This is a genomic window from Nonomuraea sp. NPDC050786 (assembly GCF_040654115.1).
GTDB lineage: Bacteria > Actinomycetota > Actinomycetes > Streptosporangiales > Streptosporangiaceae > Nonomuraea.
Map to the genome: position 1 here is coordinate 343,880 of NZ_JBFAHJ010000002.1, position 16,270 is coordinate 360,149.

The window sequence follows — 16,270 nt, forward strand, 5'->3', positions numbered from 1 at the left end:
CGCGGAGCTGCCGTCGCCGTGCCAGTGGAGCCTGCCAGCCGGGCCATGCCAGCGGAGCCGGCCATCGGGGCCATGCCAGCGAAGCGCCAGCAGGGCCGCGCCAGCCGAGCCGCGCGAGCAGGCCGCGCGAGCAGGCCGCGCGAGCAGGCCGCGCCAGCAGGCCGCGCCAACGAAGCGCCAGCAGGGCCGCGCCAGCAGGGCTGCCCGAGCAACGCCCCAGCCGAGCCGCGCGAGCAGGCCGCGCGAGCAGGCCGCGCCATCGGAGCCGCGCCAACGAAGCGCCTGCCGGGCCGCGCCAGCGAGGGCGCCGGCGCCGAGGCTGTCACGAGTTCATGGCCCGAGGCGCCCGCGGGGTGGCGGACGCCTCGGACTGAGGTCGACGGAGCCGGGTCGACAAGGTCGACGGAGCCGACGGGGACACCGGTGGCCGCGTAAGGGCGGCTCCCCGGGTCAGCGGGAGGACAGGCGCTTGGCGAACTCCGCCGCGGCCGCCCCCGGGTCCTCCGCGTCCGTGATCGCGCGTACGACCACCACCCGGCTCACCCCGTACGACATCACCTCGTCCAGGTTCGTGAGGTCGATGCCGCCGATCCCGAACCACGGCCGCGCGCTCTCCAGCGCGGCCGCGTGCCTGAGCAGCGGCGGGCCGGGGGCCGGGCGGCCGGGCTTGGTGGGCGTGGGCCAGACGGGGCCGCAGCAGAAGTAGTCGACGCCCGGCTCCACAGCCGCGGCGGAAGCCTCGGCGGCGGAGTGGGTGGACCGTCCGATGACGATGTCGTCGCCGAGTATCTCTCGCGCGACCGCCACAGGAAGGTCGTCCTGCCCCAGGTGGAGCACGTCGGGCCGGGCGGCATAGGCGATGTCCGCCCGGTCGTTGACGGCCAGCAGTTTGCCGTGCCGGTCGCAGGCGTCGCGGAAGACTTCGAGGAGCGCGAGTTCTTCGCGTGCCTCCAGGCCCTTCTCCCGCAGCTGGATGATGTCCACGCCCGCGGTCAGCACCGTATCGAGGAACTCTGCCAGGTCGCCGCGGTCGCGGCGGCCGTCGGTGCAGAGATAGAGGCGTGCCTCAGAAACCGAGGGCTTGGGCACGCCGCTTGACCTCCGTGTGGCGGCCGGCCTTGATCGCCTCGATGGGCGACCCTGGCAGCGACTCGTCAGGGGTGAAGAGCCAGCGCAGCGACTCGACATCGTCGTAGCCGGCGTCCTGCAGCACGGTCAGCGTGCCGGGCAGGCCCTTCATCACGTCCTTTCCGTCGAGGAACACCGCGGGCACCTGCGGCCCGCCGCTGCCCCGGCGCACGCCGAGCAGTTTGTGGTCCTTGAGGAGTTGCTTGGCCCGCCCGATGGAAAGGTCCAGGCGCGAGGCCACTTCGGGGAGAGTGAGCCACTCTTCTACGAGCTGGTCGGTCTCCCGGTCGATCTGTGCAACAGAAAGCGTCACGAAACCACAACTACCACATGGCGTGCTTGCTCAAACAACACAATCCCGTAGGGGCACATCTGGATCTACCAGGCGTTCCGCGTCGAGGCGGTGCCCCGCGTCGATGATCCGGCGCCCCTGTACGAGGTCCCGCGGCCGGTCCACGGCGAGCACCGCGGCGAGGGCGTCGTCGGCGGTGAGCCAGAGGGCCGACCACTTGCCCTCCGGGTCGCCTCGGTAGACGAGCCGCTCCCCCGCCGGATGATGGCCGGCGTACTGCACCATGTGGCCGAACTGCTCCGACCAGAAGTAGGGGACGGGATCGTAGGCCACGTCCTCGCCCAGCAGGCTCGCGGCGGCGACCTCGGGGGCGTTGAGCGCGGTGTCCCAGTGCTCGACCCTGAGCCTGGTCTGCCAGCGGCGCGACCACCAGGCGGCGCAGTCGCCGACGGCGACCGTGTCGGGCAGCGAGGCACGCAGGTGCTCGTCCACGACCACGCCGTTGTGCAGGTCGATGTCGGCGCCGGTGAGCCATTCGACGGCCGGGCGCACGCCGATGCCCGTGACGACCACGTGGGCCGCCACGAACTCGCCGCCGACCAGGCGGACGCCGCCCTCGTCCACGGAGTCGACCATGGTGCCGAGCCGCAGGTCGATCTCGTCGTACCAGCGCTGGGTGCGGGCCCCGATCTCGGCGCCGACGGCGGTCGCGAGCGGCGCCTGGCCCGCCTCGATCACGGTCACCGCGCAGCCGGCGCGGCGGGCGGCGGTGGCCACCTCGGCGCCGATCCAGCCCGCGCCGATGATGGCGACGCGGGCGCCGGGGACGAGCATGGCCCGCAGCTCGTGGGCGTCGTCGATCGTGCGCAGCACGTGCTGCGGGCCGTCGCCGGGCAGCCTGATCGGCTCGGCCCCGGTGGCGATGACCAGGCCGTCGTAGCTCAGCTCGCCCTCGGTGGTCTCGACGACGCCCGCGCGCAGCGACTTGGCGCTGACGCCCGGGCGGAAGTCCACGTCGATCGCGGCCAGATCGGTGCCGACGTAGCTGGTGTCGGCGTCGCCGAACAGCACGGCCTTGGACAGCGGCGGGCGGTCGTAGGGCCGATGGCGCTCCTCACCGATCAGCGTGATCCTTCCGCCGAATCCGCGTCCGCGCAGCGCTTCCACGGTGCGCACCCCGGCCAGGCCGGCTCCTACCACCACGACATGATTCACGTTCATGACCATAACGGGGGCGGTGCCGGGCCGTCGCGCCGAGGCCGTAGGCTGGAGGCGGAAAGACGCGCGGGAGTCCGGCCGTAACCGGGCTGAGAGGAAGGCTGCACCGGGCCTTCGACCGCAAGACACCTGATCCGGATCATGCCGGCGAAGGGAGCGCGGATGGATGTGATCGTGGGCGCCGGGGTGGTCGGGCTCTCCGCGGCCTGGCGGCTGGCCCGCGACGGCCTGCCGGTCACTCTCGTGGACCCCGCCCCGGCCTCGGGCGCCTCGCACGCGGCCGCGGGGATGCTGGCGCCGGTCAGCGAGGTCTCCTACACCGAGGTGCCGCTGCTGCGGCTGGGCGCGGCTTCGCTGCGCCGCTGGCCCGGCTTCGCCGCCGAGCTGGCGGCCGACGCGGGCCTGCCGGGCGTCGAGGCCCTGGATCTTCGTTCCGACGGGACGCTCGACGTGGCGTTCGGGGCCGACGACCTGGCGGCGCTGGACGAGCTGGCCGCGTACATGGAGAAGCTGGAGCTGCCCGTCGAGCGGCTGAGCGGGCGCGAGTGCCGCCGCCTGGAGCCGATGCTGGCGCCCTCCGTGCGGGGCGGGCTGCTGGCCCCCGGCGACGCCTGGGTGGACCCGCGCCGGGTGACGGCGGCGCTGCTCGCCGCCCTCGACCGCCTGGGGGTCCCGCTGGTCCGCGCCCGCGTCGGCGAGCTGCTGCGCGACGGCGGCCGGGTCACGGGGGTACGCTTCGACGACGGCGGCGAGGTGCGGGCGGAGCGGGTCGTCCTGGCGGCCGGGGCATGGAGCGCCGGGCTGGCCGGCGTGCCGGTGCGGCCGGTCAAGGGGCAGATCATGCGGCTGCGTTCCCCGCAGCCGCTGCTCACCCGCTGCGTGCGCGGCACCGTGCACGGCACGCCGGTCTACCTCGTCCCCCGGGGTGACGGCGAGCTGGTGGTCGGGGCGACCCAGGAGGAGATGGGGTTCGACACCCGGGTGACCGCGGGCGGGCTGTACGAGCTGCTGCGGGACGCCAGGGAGCTGGTGCCGGGCGTCACCGAGCTGGAGATCGCCGACGTGGTGGCCGGACTGCGGCCGGGCACGCCGGACAACCTGCCCGTCATCGGCCCGAGCGGCACGCCGGGGCTCGCGCTGGCCACCGGGCACCACCGGGGCGGCGTGCTGCTGGCGCCGTTGACGGCCGACATCCTGCGGGGCGAAGAGGGCGAGCTGGCGGCGTTGTGCGCGCCTGGAAGGTTTCGGGAAATTTCATGATTGTGACGATCAACGGGGCCGCGCACGAGGTGGCCGACGGCATGACCGTGGCGCAGGCCGTACGCAGACTGACCGCGGCCACCACCGGAGTGGCCGTGGCCGTGAACGACGAGGTGGTCACGCGGAGCTCGTGGGAGACGACGGCGCTCAGCGACCGTGACCGGGTGGAGGTTCTGACGGCGGTGCAAGGTGGATGATCTGATCATCGCCGGGGAGAAGTTCGCTTCCCGGCTCATCATGGGGACCGGCGGCGCGCCCTCGCTCGACGTGCTCGACCAGGCGCTGGCCGCGTCCGGCACCGAGATCACCACGGTGGCCATGCGGCGGCTCGACCCCCAGGCCCCCGGCTCGGTCCTCGACGTGCTGCGCAGGCGGGACATCAAGGTGCTGCCCAACACGGCCGGCTGCTTCACCGCGGGCGAGGCCGTGCTGACGGCGCGGCTGGCCAGGGAGGCGCTCGGCACGAACTGGGTCAAGCTGGAGGTCATCGCCGACGAGCGGACGCTGCTGCCCGACCCGATCGAGACGTTCGACGCGGCCGAGCGGCTGGTGGCCGACGGGTTCGTGGTGCTGCCGTACATCGGGGACGATCCCGCGCTGGCCCGCAGGCTGGAGCAGGCGGGCTGCGCGGCCGTGATGCCGCTGGGCGCGCCGATCGGCTCGGGCCTCGGCATCCGCAACCCGCACAACATCGAGCTGATCGTCGAGGCCGCCTCGGTGCCGGTGGTGCTCGACGCGGGCATCGGCACGGCGAGCGACGCCGCGCTGGCGATGGAGCTGGGCTGCGACGCCGTGCTGCTGGCCACGGCGGTGACCAGGGCGCAGCGGCCCGACCTCATGGCGGCGGCCATGAAGGGGGCCGTGGTCGCGGGACGGCTGGCGCGGCTGGCGGGCCGCATCCCGCGCAGGCGCTACGCCGAGGCGTCCTCCCCGATGACCCCCTGAGAGGGCCGTTTCCTCGAGGGTGCTGAGGTTGCTGGTGCGGGGCCGTTCCACAGGGAACGTCTCCGCATCGGTTTCGGGCGGCAAGGCCCTGCCGATGGCAAAACGCCCGTAAACTCAGCGGGGTGGACACGACGACTGCGGACCCGCTGGTCGGGCGGCTTCTCGACGGACGCTACCGCATCGAGAGCCGGATCGCCCGGGGCGGTATGGCGACCGTCTACCTCGCGCTGGACGTCCGGCTGGACCGGACGGTGGCGCTGAAGGTCATGCACCGCTCGCTCGCCGAGGACCCCGCGTTCGTCAGGAGGTTCATCGGCGAGGCCAAGTCGGTCGCCAGCCTCTCGCACCCCAACGTGGTGCACGTCTTCGACCAGGGCACCGACAACGACGTCGTCTACCTGTCGATGGAGTACGTGCCCGGCAGGACGCTCCGCGACATCCTGCGCGAGCGCGGCAGGCTGCCCGCCCGCGAGGCCCTCGAGATCATGATCCCGGTGCTCGCCGCCCTCGGCGCGGCCCACCAGGCCGGGATGGTCCACCGCGACGTCAAGCCGGAGAACGTCCTGATGACCGACGACGGCCGGGTCAAGGTCGTCGACTTCGGCCTGGCCAGGGCCATCGAGGCCACCAACCAGACCCGCACCGGCGTGATGATCGGCACGATCGGCTACATGGCTCCCGAGCAGGTCACGCTCGGCGCCACCGACGTGCGCAGCGACGTCTACGCCGCGGGCATCATGCTGTTCGAGCTGGTCACGGGGCAGCAGCCGTACGACGGCCAGACGCCGATGTCGGTCGCCTACCGGCACGTCCACGACACCGTGCCCCCGCCGTCGTCGCTCGTCCCCGAGGTGCCGCCGCTGATCGACACGCTGGTGACGCACGCGACGGCCCGCGAGCCCGGCGACCGCCCCGCCGACGCCACCGCGATGCTCGTGGCGGCGGTCGACGCGCACCGGATGCTGCCGCGGCTGACCAACCCGCCGCTGTCCCACTCCCAGCCGCACACCCGCACGTTCGCCGCCGCCCCCTCGATGCCGCAGGCCGCGCCGGCCCACACCATGATCCAGCCGCGGGAGGAGACGCCGAAGCGGCAGGGGTTCCGGCCCAACTGGTTCCTGGTGACACTCGCCGCCGTGATGGTGGTCGCGGTGGGCCTGACCGGCTGGTTCTTCGCGCAGCCCGAGCTCGTCCACGTGCCCGACCTGGTCGGCAAGAACCTGGAGCTGGCCAGGAAGAGCGCCGTCGCGGCCGGGTTCGTGGTGCAGGAGGGCAAGGGCGTCAACGACGAGAAGGTGGCGGCGGGCCTGGTCCTCAGCACCGACCCGGCCGCCAACGTCGAGGTGAAGAAGGGCGCCACGATCACGCTGGTGCCCTCGCTCGGCCCCAAGCGCGTCGTCGTGCCCAACACCGCCGCCATGAGCGGCGACGAGGCCCGCGCCGCGATCGCCGCCGCCGGGCTGACCGTGGGCGTGGTCAAGCGGCTGGCCAACCAGCTGGTCGAACGGGGCAAGGTGATCCGCACCTCGCCGCAGGCGGGCGAGAAGCTGCGAGAGGGCGCCAAGGTCGACATCTTCGTCAGCGCCGGCATGGTCATGCCCGACGTCAGCGGCATGCCCAAGGACGAGGCCGCCAGATATCTGGGCGAGCAAGGGTTCCAGGTGCAGGTCAACGAGGTGGACGACGACGCCGAGCCGTGCACGGTCATCGCCCAGACGCCCAAGGCGAAGTCCGAGGTGGACAAGGGCGCGCAGGCCGCGATCACGGTGGCCCGGTGCCAGTCGGACTTCCTGGACTGGTTCCGCGGCGACAACGAGGCCCGCGACGACCAGCAGTTCGGGCTGGTGCCGTCGGTGCTGGGCAAGAACGTCAAGGACGCCAAGGCGGAGCTGGAGGCGCTCGGGTTCCACGTGCGGGTGCAGAAGCTCGGCAATCGCGGGGTCGTGCAGTTCCAGCGGCCCCTGCCGAACAGCGAGCGGCCTCAGGGCAGCACGGTCATCCTCTGGCAGTAAGCAGTCGCGCCGAGGTGGCGAGGCTCGGGCTTGGAGCATGACACGAAAAGTCCTGGCCATGGGGGCGGTCAGTTCGGAGTTCTTGCGGATGGACCGGGCACGAAGCGCATGTGTGTACTTCTGACATGCCCGACACACTGCCCGACTTCAACGCCAGGTCCCCGGACGCCGCCGAGGAGGAGCTGCTCACCTGCTGCGCCTCGCGGACCTTCGCCGCGAAGCTGGCGGCGCGCCGGCCGTACCGGGATCTCGGCGAGCTCACCGCGGCCGCCGACGCGGCCGTCAGGGAGCTCCCGTGGGACGACGTGCTGGAGGCGCTCGCGGCGCACCCGAGGATCGGGGAGCGGGCCGCCGGGGGCGGCAGGGAGGCGTCGTGGTCCCGGCAGGAGCAGTCGGGGGTGTCGGACGACGTACGCCAGGCGCTCGCCGAGGGCAACCGGGCCTACGAGGAGCGCTTCGGGCACGTCTACCTGATCTGCGCCACCGGGCTCAGCGGGGCCCAGCTGCTGGACCGGCTCCGCGAGCGGCTGGGCAACGACGAGGAGAGCGAGCGCGCGGTCGTCCGTGACGAGCTGGCCGCGATCACGCGGCTGCGCCTGGGCAAGCTCATGCAGGAGGGGACGTGAGCTTCTCGACGCACGTGCTGAACGCGGTCACCGGCCTCCCGGCGCGGGGCCTCCACGTACGCCTGGAGCACGACGGCCGGGTCGTGGCAGAGGGGCGCACCGACGACGACGGCCGCATCAAGGGCTGGAACCCGGGCGCCGGGGTGCACCGGGTCGTCTTCGACACCGGCGCCTACCTGGAGGAGACGTTCTACCCGGAGGTCGTGGTCACCTTCACCGTCGCCGACCCGGAACGGCACTACCACGTGCCCCTGCTGCTCAGCCCGTACGCCTACTCCACCTACCGAGGGAGCTAGATGTCCATCAAGCTCGGACCCAACCGCTACGGCAAGGCGGAGATCAGGCTCGTCCACGTGGTCAGGGACGGTCCGGTGGACGACGCGGTGCACCACGTCAAGGACCTCAGTGTCAGCACCTCGCTCTCCGGCGACATGGAGGCCGTCCACCTGACCGGCGACAACGCCGCCGTCCTGCCGACCGACACGCAGAAGAACACCGCGTACGCGCTGGCGAAAGAGCACGGCGTCGGCCAGATCGAGGAGTTCGCCCTCCTGCTGGCCAGGCACTTCGTCGAGTCGCAGCCGACGATCCACCACGCCAGGGTCGAGATCGACGAGTACGCGTGGCGCCGCGAGGGGCCGTACTCGTTCGTGCGCGACGGCGGCGAGGTGCGCACGTGCCTTGTCCATTACGACAGGGGGCACCACGACAGGGACGGCCGGTCCACCGTGGTGTCCGGGCTGAAGGACCTGGTGCTGATGAACACGACCGGGTCGGAGTTCCACGGTTACATCGTGGACGAGTACACCACGCTCCGGCCCACCACCGACCGCATCCTCGCCACCGCCGTCACCGCGCGCTGGCGGCACACCGGCGGCACGGCCGCGTACGGCAAGGCATACGAGCAGGTGCGCGGGTCGCTGCTGGACGCGTTCGCGGGCACCCACAGCCTCTCGCTCCAGCAGACCCTGTACGCCATGGGCGAGCGCGCCCTGACCACCTGCCCGGAGATCTGCGAGATCAGGCTCGCGATGCCGAACAAGCACCACTTCCCGGTGGACCTGTCGCCGTTCGGCCTGGACAACGAGAACGAGGTCTTCCACGCCGCCGACCGCCCGTACGGCCTGATCGAGGGCAGCGTGCTGCGCGAGGACGCATCTGACGCCGGATTCGCCTGGGAGTAGGGGACATGGACTTCTTGCGGCCCACGACGTGGGCGGAGGCGCTGGCCGCCAAGGCCGAGCGGCCCGACGCGGTGCCGATCCAGGGCGGCACCGACGTCATGGTCGAGATCAACATGGACGTCCGCAGACCGGCGGCGCTGCTCGACCTCAACCGGGTGGCCGAGCTGCGGGAATGGGCCATGGTGGACGGCGTGTGGCGGGTCGGGGCGGCGGTGCCGTACACGACGGTCATCGAGGAGCTGGGCGGCCCGCTGCCGGGGCTGGCGCAGGCGGCCCGCACGGTCGGCTCGCCGCAGATCCGCAACCGAGGATCCGTCGGCGGGAACCTCGGCGCGGCCTCCCCCGCGGGCGACAGCCACCCGCCGCTGCTGGCCGCGGAGGCCGTCGTCGAGGTGGAGTCGCGCGGGCGCGGCGTCCGGATGATCCCGGCCGCCGACTTCTACCTGGGGGTCAAGCGCAACGCGCTGGAGCCGGACGAGCTGATCAGGGCCGTTCACGTCAGGCCCGCGACCGGGCCCCAGTACTTCTCCAAGGTCGGCACCCGCAACGCCATGGTGATCGCCGTGTGCTCGTTCGCGGTCGCGCTGCACCCGCACGAGCGGCGGGTGGGCACGGGGATCGGGTCCGCCGCGCCGACGCCGCGCCGGGCGTTCGAGGCCGAGGAGCTGCTGGCCCGCGAGCTCGACTGGACCGCGCCGCTCGATCCGGCGCTGGCCAGGCGGTTCGGGGAGCTGTGCGCGGCCGCCGCCGCGCCCATCGACGACGTGCGCGGCACCGCCGCGTACCGCGTGCACGCCGTCGGCGTGCTGGCCCGCCGCACGCTCACCTGGGCCTGGAACGACCACCTTGGAAGGAGGGCGGCGTGATGCGCGTCACCTTCACCGTCAACGGCCGCGAGGAGAGCGCCGAGAACGTCTGGGAGGGCGAGAGCCTCCTGTACGTGCTGCGCGAGCGCATGGGGCTGCCGGGCTCCAAGAACGCCTGCGAACAGGGCGAGTGCGGCTCCTGCACGGTCTATCTCGACGGCGTGCCGGTCTGCTCCTGCCTGGTCGCCGCCGGGCAGGCCGAGGGGCGGCAGGTGCGTACCGTCGAAGGGCTCGCCGAGGGCGACCGGCTCGATCCGGTGCAGGAGGCGTTCGTGGAGTGCGGGGCCGTGCAGTGCGGGTTCTGCACGCCGGGGCTGGTCGTGCAGGCGCACGACCTGATCGAGCGGGTGGGGCTGCCGTCCGACGCGGAGATCAGGGAGGCGCTCGCCGGCAACCTGTGCCGGTGCACGGGCTACGAGAAGATCATCGACGCGGTACGGCTGGCCGCGTCGCGGAAGGCGGCCGCCGAGTGAGCCTGCTCATCGAGAACGTCCACATCGCGCCGGTCACCGGCCCCGAGATCAAATCCGGATATATCAGGATCGAGGGGGACCTGATCGCCGAGCTGGGCCCCGGGCCCGCCCCGGACACGCCGGGCGCGACCAGGATCGACGGCACCGGCTGCCTGGCCACCCCCGGCCTGGTCAACACCCACCACCACCTGTACCAGTGGGCCTCGCAGGGCCTGGCGCAGGACGCCACCCTGTTCGAGTGGCTGGTGGCGCTCTACCAGGTCTGGGCCGCCATGGACGCCGACGTGGTCAAGGGCGCGGCCTCGGCCGGGCTGGGCTGGCTGGCGCTGTCGGGCTGCACCACCTCCAGCGACCACCACTACGTCTTCCCCAAGGGCAGGGGCGACCTGCTCGCGGCCGAGATCGAGGCCGCGCGCGAGGTCGGCATCCGCTTCCACCCCGCCCGCGGCTCCATGGACAGGGGCGAGTCGCACGGCGGGCTGCCGCCGGACGTCGTGGTCGAGGAGCTGGACGAGATCCTGGCCGCCACGGCGGAGGCCGTGGACGCCTACCACGACCCGTCGTTCTCCTCGATGCTGCGGATCGCGGTCGCGCCGTGCTCACCGTTCTCGGCCAGTGCCGAGCTGATGACCGAGTCCGCCGCCCTGGCCAGGGCCAAGGGCGTGCGCCTGCACACGCACATCGCCGAGACCCTGGACGAGGACGAGCACTGCGTGGCGCAGTTCGGGCTGCGTCCCGTGGACTACATGGAGAAGCTGGACTGGCTGGGCCCCGACGTGTGGTTCGCCCACTCGGTGCACCTGAGCGACGCCGACATCGGCAAGCTCGCCGCCACCGGCACGGGCTCCGCGCACTGCCCCTCGTCGAACGGCCGGCTCGGCAGCGGGATCGCCCGCGTGTCCGAGATGCTGCGCAGCGGCGCGAACGTGGGCCTCGGCGTGGACGGCAGCGCCTCCTCCGAGCTGACGTCGCTGGCCGGGGAGATGCGTCAGACCCTGCTCTTCCAGCGCGCCAGGTACGGCCCCGACGCGCTCACGGCCCGGCAGGCCCTGGAGATCGCCACGCTGGGCGGGGCACGCAACCTCGGCCGCGACGGCGAGCTCGGCTCGCTCGAACCCGGCAAGCTGGCCGACCTCGCCCTGTGGCGCGTGGACGGCCCCTTCACCTCGGCCGTGGCCGACCCGGTCTGCGCGCTGGTCTTCGGGCCGCCGCCGCCACTGGCCCGGGTGCTGGTGGGCGGGCGCACCGTGGCCGAGGACGGCGAGCTGCGGACCGTCTCACAGGACGCCGCGGGGCGCGCGGGCGCGGCGGCCCACCGGCGGCTGATGCGCCTGGCCGAGGAGCGCGGCTTCACCGCCGCGGAAGAGGTCCACGGGGGCGACTAGGGTTGGAATGTGCAGGAACGAGCAGGAAAGGGCGGTCCCGTGTCGGAGGAACTCCCAGACGAGCGGCTGGCGGAGCTCAAGAGCACGTTCGCCACGATCGACACCGACGGCGACGGCTACATCAGCGAGGCGGAGCTGCGGCAGCACTTCCCCGATCTTCCGCCGGAGGCGCTCGGGGCGATGAGCCAGTCCGCCGACTCCGACCAGGACGGGCGCTACTCGCTGGAGGAGTTCATCCGCACGGTGGCCTGAACCGCGACCGGGCCCGGACCGTCCCCAGCCCCCATGTGATGATGAGTCACGCCTTCCTGCCCGCTCGCACCGGGCAGGAAGGCGTGTCAGAACATTGTTCACCATCGTGTAGGGGTTCGTAGTGGTTCAGCAGGTTCTGGTCGCCCCCGACAAGTTCAAGGGGTCGCTGACGGCGGCCGAGGTGGCATCGCGCGTGTCGGCCGGGCTGGGTGTGCCCACGGTGGAGCTGCCGGTGGCCGACGGGGGCGACGGCACCGTGGACGCGGCCGTGGCCGGCGGCTTCGGCCGGGTCACGATCGAGGTGACCGGGCCCACCGGGGAGCGGATCCCCGCCTCGTACGCCTGGCAGGACGCCGACGCGACGGCGGTGGTGGAGCTGGCGGAGGCGTCCGGGCTGCGCCGCCTGCCCGGCGGGCACGAGCCGCTGACGGCCACCAGCCACGGCACCGGCGAGCTGATCGCGGACGCCCTGCGCCGGGGGGCCAAGCGGGTGGTCCTGGGCCTGGGCGGCAGCGCGTGCACCGACGGGGGCGCGGGCATGGCGCAGGCCCTCGGCGCGCGCCTGCTGGACGCCGGCGGGAACGACCTGCCGCAGGGCGGGGCCGCGTTGAAGGACCTGGCCCGCATCGACATGTCGGGTTTCGCGGACATCTCCGGGATCGAGTTCGTGGTGGCGAGCGATGTGGACAACCCGCTCCTCGGGCCCCACGGCGCCGCCGCCGTCTACGGCCCCCAGAAGGGCGCCACTCCCGAGGACGTGAAGACGCTGGAGGCCGCTCTGACCCGGCTGGCGGCCGTGGCGACGGCCACGCACGGGCTGATGGGGGCGGTCGAGCACGACGACACGCCCCGGGCGATGGGCGTGGCCGGGGCGCCGGGAGCGGGGGCGGCCGGTGGGGTGGGGTTCGCCGCGCTGGCGTTCCTGCACGCCGAGATCCGGCCCGGCATCGGCTACCTGCTCGACCTGCTCGGCTTCGGCGAGCTGGTCAAGGGCGCGCGGCTGGTGATCACGGGCGAGGGCTCGCTGGACGAGCAGTCCCTGCGCGGCAAGGCGCCTGTCGGCGTGGCGCAGGCCGCGGCCAGGGCGGGCGTCCCGGTGGTGGCCGTCTGCGGCCGCCGTACGCTCACCGACGACCAGCTGCGGGCCGCGGGCATCGAGGCCGCCTACGCCCTCACGGACCTGGAGCCCGACCCCGACCGCTGCATGGCCGAGGCCGGGCCGCTGCTCGAGCGCCTCGCCGCCCGGCTGGCCGCCGTCCACCTCCACGAGGAATAGATGATCGATCTGGTGATCCGATCCCGCAGGACCGTCACCCCGGAGGGCGAGCGGGCGGCGGCGGTGGCCGTACGGGGCGAGAAGATCGCGGGCCTGTACGACTACGCCGCGCCGCTCGAGGCCGCCGAGGACATCGACCTGCGCGACCTGGCGCTCCTGCCCGGCCTGGTCGACACGCACGTGCACGTCAACGAGCCGGGCCGGACGCACTGGGAGGGGTTCGACTCGGCGACCAGGGCGGCGGGCGCCGGAGGCGTCACCACGATCCTCGACATGCCGCTCAACTCGCTCCCGCCCACCGTGAACACGGCCGCCCTCGAGGCCAAGCTGCGGGCCGCCGAAGGACAGTGCCACGTGGACGTCGGCTTCTGGGGCGGGGCGGTGCCGGGGAACGTCAAGGACCTCGCGCCGCTCCGCGAGCGCGGCGTCCATGGCTTCAAGTGCTTCATGTCTCCGTCGGGTGTGGACGAGTTCCCGCCGCTGAGCGCCGCCGAGCTGCGGGAGGCGCTGTCCGAGGTGGCCGGGATCGGCGGGGTCATGGTGGTGCACGCCGAGGACCCGGAGCTGCTCGGGGAGCCGGGCGGGCCGACGTACCGGGAGTTCCTGGAGTCGCGGCCCGGCGAGTCGGAGCGCAGCGCCGTCGCGCGGGTCGTGCGGCTGGCCGGGGAGACCGGCGCCCGCGTGCACATCCTGCACGTCTCCAGCGCCTCCTGCCTGGACGTGCTGGAACGGGCCCAGGCGGAGGGCGTCGCGGTCACGGCGGAGACGTGCCCCCACTACCTGACGCTGGCGGCCGAGCAGGTGCCCGAGGGGGAGACCGCGTACAAGTGCTGCCCGCCGATCCGTTCCGAGGCCAACCGGGACCTGCTGTGGGACGGGCTGGCCAGGGGCGTGCTGAGCTGCGTCGTGTCCGACCACTCGCCGTCGCCCGCCGACCTCAAGGTGCCCGACTTCGCGGCCGCCTGGGGCGGCATCGCCTCACTCCAGCTCGGCCTGCCCGCGATCTGGACGGAGGCATCGAGGAGGGGGTACGGGCTGGGCGACGTGGCCCGCTGGATGTCCGCCAATCCAGCCTCAATGGCCGGAATTTCGGGGAAAGGCGGGATAAAGGTCGGCAATGACGCCGATCTGGTGGCATTCGATCCCCTGGCTGACCACCCCGTGGACGCCGCGCTCCTCCACCACAAGAACCCGGTCACCCCGTACCACGGCCGCGTGCTCAAGGGCGCCGTGCTGACCACCTGGCTGCGCGGCCGCCCGGTGGACGGCGTGCCGCACGGCCGATTTCTGTTGGGAGAGCGCTAGATGCCATCCTTCGCCAACCTGCCGGACCTCGCCCTGCGCACCCTCGGCGGGTCCGTCGTGGCGGCCAGCGACGAGTCGTTCGCCGAGAAGGAGAGCCTGATCAGGCCGGAGCGTCCGGGCTTCCAGGCGGCGACGTTCGGGAACAAGGGGCAGGTGTACGACGGGTGGGAGACCCGCCGCCGCCGCTCACCCGGCCACGACTGGGCGCTGGTGCGACTGGGGATTCCGGGCGTGATCCGTGGCGTGGTGATCGACACGGCGTGGTTCAAGGGCAACTACCCGCCGTACGCCTCCGTCGAGGCGGCCGCGGTCGAGGGCCACCCGTCACCCGCCGAGCTGGAGTCCGCCTCCTGGGTGGAGATCGTCCCCCGGGCCGAGCTCAAGGGGGACGCCGAGCACCGTTTCGCCGTCACCGACGCGCGCCGCTTCACCCACGTGCGGCTGAACATCTTCCCCGACGGCGGCGTCGCCCGCCTCCGGGTGCACGGGGAGGCACGTCCCGACCTGTCGGTGTACGAGGGGCTCGGCCTCGACCTGGCCGCGCTGGCCAACGGCGGCCGGGTCACCGCCTGCTCGGACGAGTTCTACTCCTCCCCCGACAATGTCCTCGCCCCCGGCCTCCCCCGCCACCAGGCGGAGGGCTGGGAGACCGCCCGCCGCCGCGACGGCGGCAACGACTGGCTGGTCATCCGGCTCGCGGGCCCCGGCGTGATCAGGCTGGCCGAGATCGACACCACGAACCTGCTCTTCAACGCGCCGGGCGCGGTCTCGCTCACCGGCCTCGTCGACGGCGAACGCGAGATCGGGCTCCTCCCGAGGACCCCGCTCCAGCCCGACACCCCGCACCGCTTCCGGCTCCACCACGAGGATCCGGTCACGCACGTGCGGGTGGACATCTATCCCGACGGCGGCCTGGCCCGCGTCCGCCTCCACGGCCACCTGGTCACCCCTGACCCGGCAGGGCGGTAGTCTGGCGGTCACCCACCGTGACGGCTTGAGCCGCCGCTCAGCCCGCAGCCGCGGCCCGCCTAGACTGAGAGCCATCATGACCCCAACATCCCTGATCGGCGGGCACGTGCTCGTCACAGGCGGCCTGGCGACGGGCGGCCTCAAGAACATGGCCGAGATCGGCGCCGAGATGATCCAGGTGTTCGTCACCAATCCCCGCGGCTGGGCGCTCGCCGAGGGCCGGCCCGAGGAGGACGCCAAGCTGGCGGAGTCAGGCGTCGAGACGTTCGTCCACGTGCCCTACCTCGCCAACTTCGGCTCGCCCAGCCCCGAGACGCTGGCCAACTCCATCGCGCTCGTGCGCCACACGCTGCGGCGCGGGGCCGAGATCGGCGCCAAGGGGGTCGTGCTGCACACGGGCTCCGCGGTCACGCAGTCCCGTGACGACGCGCTGCGCCAGGTGCGGGAGACCCTGCTGCCGCTGCTGGACGAGATCCCCGAGGGCGGGCCCGACCTGCTGCTCGAGCCGATGGCGGGGCAGGGCGCCATGCTCTGCGCGACGGTCCAGGACCTCGAGCCCTACCTGGCGACGCTCGACTGGCACCCGCGGGCCGGCGTCTGCCTCGACACGTGCCACGCGTTCGCCGCCGGTCACGACCTCGCGGCGGAGGGCGGGGTGAAGGAGACGCTCGACGCCCTGCACGGCATCGCCCCCGGGCGGCTCAAGCTGATCCACGCCAACGACTCCAAGGACGTGTGCGGGGCCAAGAAGGACCGGCACGAGAACATCGGGGCCGGGCACATCGGCGCCCAGCCGTTCGCCGAGCTCATGCGGCATCCGGCCGTGGCGGGAGTGCCGGTCTGCATCGAGACGCCGGGCAAGGCGCCCAAGCACGCCGAGGACATCGCGCTGCTGAAGAAGCTCCGCGACAGCTGACGGGAGCCCGGCGGGGGCGCCACCGTGACGTGCCCACCGTGACAGGAGCGCCTGCTCGCGCGATCCGGCCGCCCCCGAAGGGCCGTATCGCGGGGCCGGCTGAGGGCCTCAGCAGGCGCCCCTCCACGGGACCGGCATGGCGGGCCCTACCCCCGATGAGGGC

At 73.0% G+C, this 16,270-nt stretch carries 18 protein-coding genes and 1 riboswitch; of the genes, 15 read left to right on the top strand and 3 right to left on the bottom strand.

All coding sequences use genetic code 11. The features are described from left to right. Window positions 1–450 precede the first annotated feature (450 nt). From thiE to AB0H84_RS05965, 3 genes are read right to left on the bottom strand one after another with little or no spacing between them, the layout of a single operon-like run. Window positions 451–1,089 carry a thiamine phosphate synthase gene (thiE, locus tag AB0H84_RS05955; protein ID WP_357598745.1) on the bottom strand — a complete coding sequence of 213 codons (639 nt, stop codon included), beginning with the start codon at window positions 1,087–1,089 and terminating at the stop codon, window positions 451–453. Beyond that, entirely contained in the window at window positions 1,067–1,441 is a 375-nt protein-coding gene (locus AB0H84_RS05960; RefSeq protein WP_357598748.1) for an Rv2175c family DNA-binding protein, read from the bottom strand. Before AB0H84_RS05960 ends, thiE begins: the two co-directional genes overlap by 23 nt. 30 nt (window positions 1,442–1,471) lie before the next feature. After that, entirely contained in the window at window positions 1,472–2,641 is a 1,170-nt protein-coding gene (locus tag AB0H84_RS05965) for an FAD-dependent oxidoreductase (protein ID WP_357598750.1), read from the bottom strand. A 53-nt stretch (window positions 2,642–2,694) separates the two neighbouring features. After that, window positions 2,695–2,811: riboswitch (TPP riboswitch) on the top strand. Here AB0H84_RS05965 and thiO point away from each other — a divergent pair. From thiO to AB0H84_RS06040, 15 genes are all read left to right on the top strand, one after another. Next, the gene (gene thiO, locus AB0H84_RS05970) at window positions 2,801–3,898 is read left to right on the top strand and encodes a glycine oxidase ThiO (protein WP_357598753.1); all 1,098 of its coding nucleotides are present in this window, start codon (window positions 2,801–2,803) and stop codon (window positions 3,896–3,898) included. (Overlaps the previous riboswitch by 11 nt.) Continuing rightward, a complete protein-coding gene (thiS, locus tag AB0H84_RS05975) occupies window positions 3,895–4,095 on the top strand; it encodes a sulfur carrier protein ThiS (protein ID WP_357598756.1) in 201 nt (66 codons plus the stop codon). Before thiO ends, thiS begins: the two co-directional genes overlap by 4 nt. Next, on the top strand, window positions 4,088–4,843 hold the full coding sequence (locus AB0H84_RS05980) for a thiazole synthase (RefSeq protein WP_357598759.1): 756 nt from the start codon (window positions 4,088–4,090) through the stop codon (window positions 4,841–4,843). The genes thiS and AB0H84_RS05980 overlap by 8 nt, the downstream gene beginning before the upstream one ends. 122 nt (window positions 4,844–4,965) lie before the next feature. Beyond that, complete coding sequence (gene pknB / locus AB0H84_RS05985; RefSeq protein WP_357598762.1) at window positions 4,966–6,855, top strand: Stk1 family PASTA domain-containing Ser/Thr kinase; 1,890 nt, start codon at window positions 4,966–4,968, stop codon at window positions 6,853–6,855. A 125-nt stretch (window positions 6,856–6,980) separates the two neighbouring features. Continuing rightward, window positions 6,981–7,481, top strand: a complete 501-nt coding sequence (uraD, locus tag AB0H84_RS05990; protein WP_357598765.1) for a 2-oxo-4-hydroxy-4-carboxy-5-ureidoimidazoline decarboxylase — start codon at window positions 6,981–6,983, stop codon at window positions 7,479–7,481. Further along, on the top strand, window positions 7,478–7,777 hold the full coding sequence (gene uraH / locus AB0H84_RS05995) for a hydroxyisourate hydrolase (protein ID WP_357598768.1): 300 nt from the start codon (window positions 7,478–7,480) through the stop codon (window positions 7,775–7,777). Before uraD ends, uraH begins: the two co-directional genes overlap by 4 nt. Further along, window positions 7,778–8,665 carry a factor-independent urate hydroxylase gene (gene pucL, locus AB0H84_RS06000; RefSeq protein WP_357598771.1) on the top strand — a complete coding sequence of 296 codons (888 nt, stop codon included), beginning with the start codon at window positions 7,778–7,780 and terminating at the stop codon, window positions 8,663–8,665. It abuts the gene before it with no gap. A gap of 5 nt (window positions 8,666–8,670) precedes the next feature. Next, entirely contained in the window at window positions 8,671–9,531 is an 861-nt protein-coding gene (locus AB0H84_RS06005; RefSeq protein ID WP_357598774.1) for a xanthine dehydrogenase family protein subunit M, read from the top strand. Beyond that, window positions 9,531–10,004, top strand: coding sequence for a (2Fe-2S)-binding protein (locus AB0H84_RS06010; protein ID WP_357599663.1), 474 nt, complete (start codon window positions 9,531–9,533; stop codon window positions 10,002–10,004). Before AB0H84_RS06005 ends, AB0H84_RS06010 begins: the two co-directional genes overlap by 1 nt. Further along, window positions 10,001–11,389 carry an 8-oxoguanine deaminase gene (locus AB0H84_RS06015; protein WP_357598777.1) on the top strand — a complete coding sequence of 463 codons (1,389 nt, stop codon included), beginning with the start codon at window positions 10,001–10,003 and terminating at the stop codon, window positions 11,387–11,389. Before AB0H84_RS06010 ends, AB0H84_RS06015 begins: the two co-directional genes overlap by 4 nt. A 39-nt stretch (window positions 11,390–11,428) precedes the next feature. Beyond that, the gene (locus AB0H84_RS06020) at window positions 11,429–11,641 is read left to right on the top strand and encodes an EF-hand domain-containing protein (protein ID WP_357598780.1); all 213 of its coding nucleotides are present in this window, start codon (window positions 11,429–11,431) and stop codon (window positions 11,639–11,641) included. 121 nt (window positions 11,642–11,762) lie between these two features. Further along, complete coding sequence (locus AB0H84_RS06025; protein ID WP_357598783.1) at window positions 11,763–12,917, top strand: glycerate kinase; 1,155 nt, start codon at window positions 11,763–11,765, stop codon at window positions 12,915–12,917. Then, window positions 12,918–14,222: an allantoinase AllB gene (allB, locus tag AB0H84_RS06030; protein WP_357598786.1), complete on the top strand. Its 1,305-nt coding sequence runs from the start codon at window positions 12,918–12,920 to the stop codon at window positions 14,220–14,222. Then, window positions 14,223–15,191 (top strand): allantoicase, encoded by a 969-nt coding sequence (gene alc / locus AB0H84_RS06035; RefSeq protein WP_357598789.1) that lies wholly within the window; start codon window positions 14,223–14,225, stop codon window positions 15,189–15,191. Between the two features lie 76 nt (window positions 15,192–15,267). Next, a complete protein-coding gene (locus AB0H84_RS06040; protein WP_357598791.1) occupies window positions 15,268–16,107 on the top strand; it encodes a deoxyribonuclease IV in 840 nt (279 codons plus the stop codon). The last annotated feature ends 163 nt before the right edge of the window (window positions 16,108–16,270 follow it).

Coding starts and splice junctions, on each gene's coding strand:
- AB0H84_RS05965 (WP_357598750.1), bottom strand. CDS start 2,641: ATGAACGTGAATCATGTCGTGGTGGTAGGAGCCGGCCTGGCCGGGGTG.
- thiO (WP_357598753.1), top strand. CDS start 2,801: ATGGATGTGATCGTGGGCGCCGGGGTGGTCGGGCTCTCCGCGGCCTGG.
- thiS (WP_357598756.1), top strand. CDS start 3,895: ATGATTGTGACGATCAACGGGGCCGCGCACGAGGTGGCCGACGGCATG.
- uraD (WP_357598765.1), top strand. CDS start 6,981: ATGCCCGACACACTGCCCGACTTCAACGCCAGGTCCCCGGACGCCGCC.
- pucL (WP_357598771.1), top strand. CDS start 7,778: ATGTCCATCAAGCTCGGACCCAACCGCTACGGCAAGGCGGAGATCAGG.
- AB0H84_RS06005 (WP_357598774.1), top strand. CDS start 8,671: ATGGACTTCTTGCGGCCCACGACGTGGGCGGAGGCGCTGGCCGCCAAG.
- AB0H84_RS06010 (WP_357599663.1), top strand. CDS start 9,531: ATGCGCGTCACCTTCACCGTCAACGGCCGCGAGGAGAGCGCCGAGAAC.
- allB (WP_357598786.1), top strand. CDS start 12,918: ATGATCGATCTGGTGATCCGATCCCGCAGGACCGTCACCCCGGAGGGC.
- alc (WP_357598789.1), top strand. CDS start 14,223: ATGCCATCCTTCGCCAACCTGCCGGACCTCGCCCTGCGCACCCTCGGC.
- AB0H84_RS06040 (WP_357598791.1), top strand. CDS start 15,268: ATGACCCCAACATCCCTGATCGGCGGGCACGTGCTCGTCACAGGCGGC.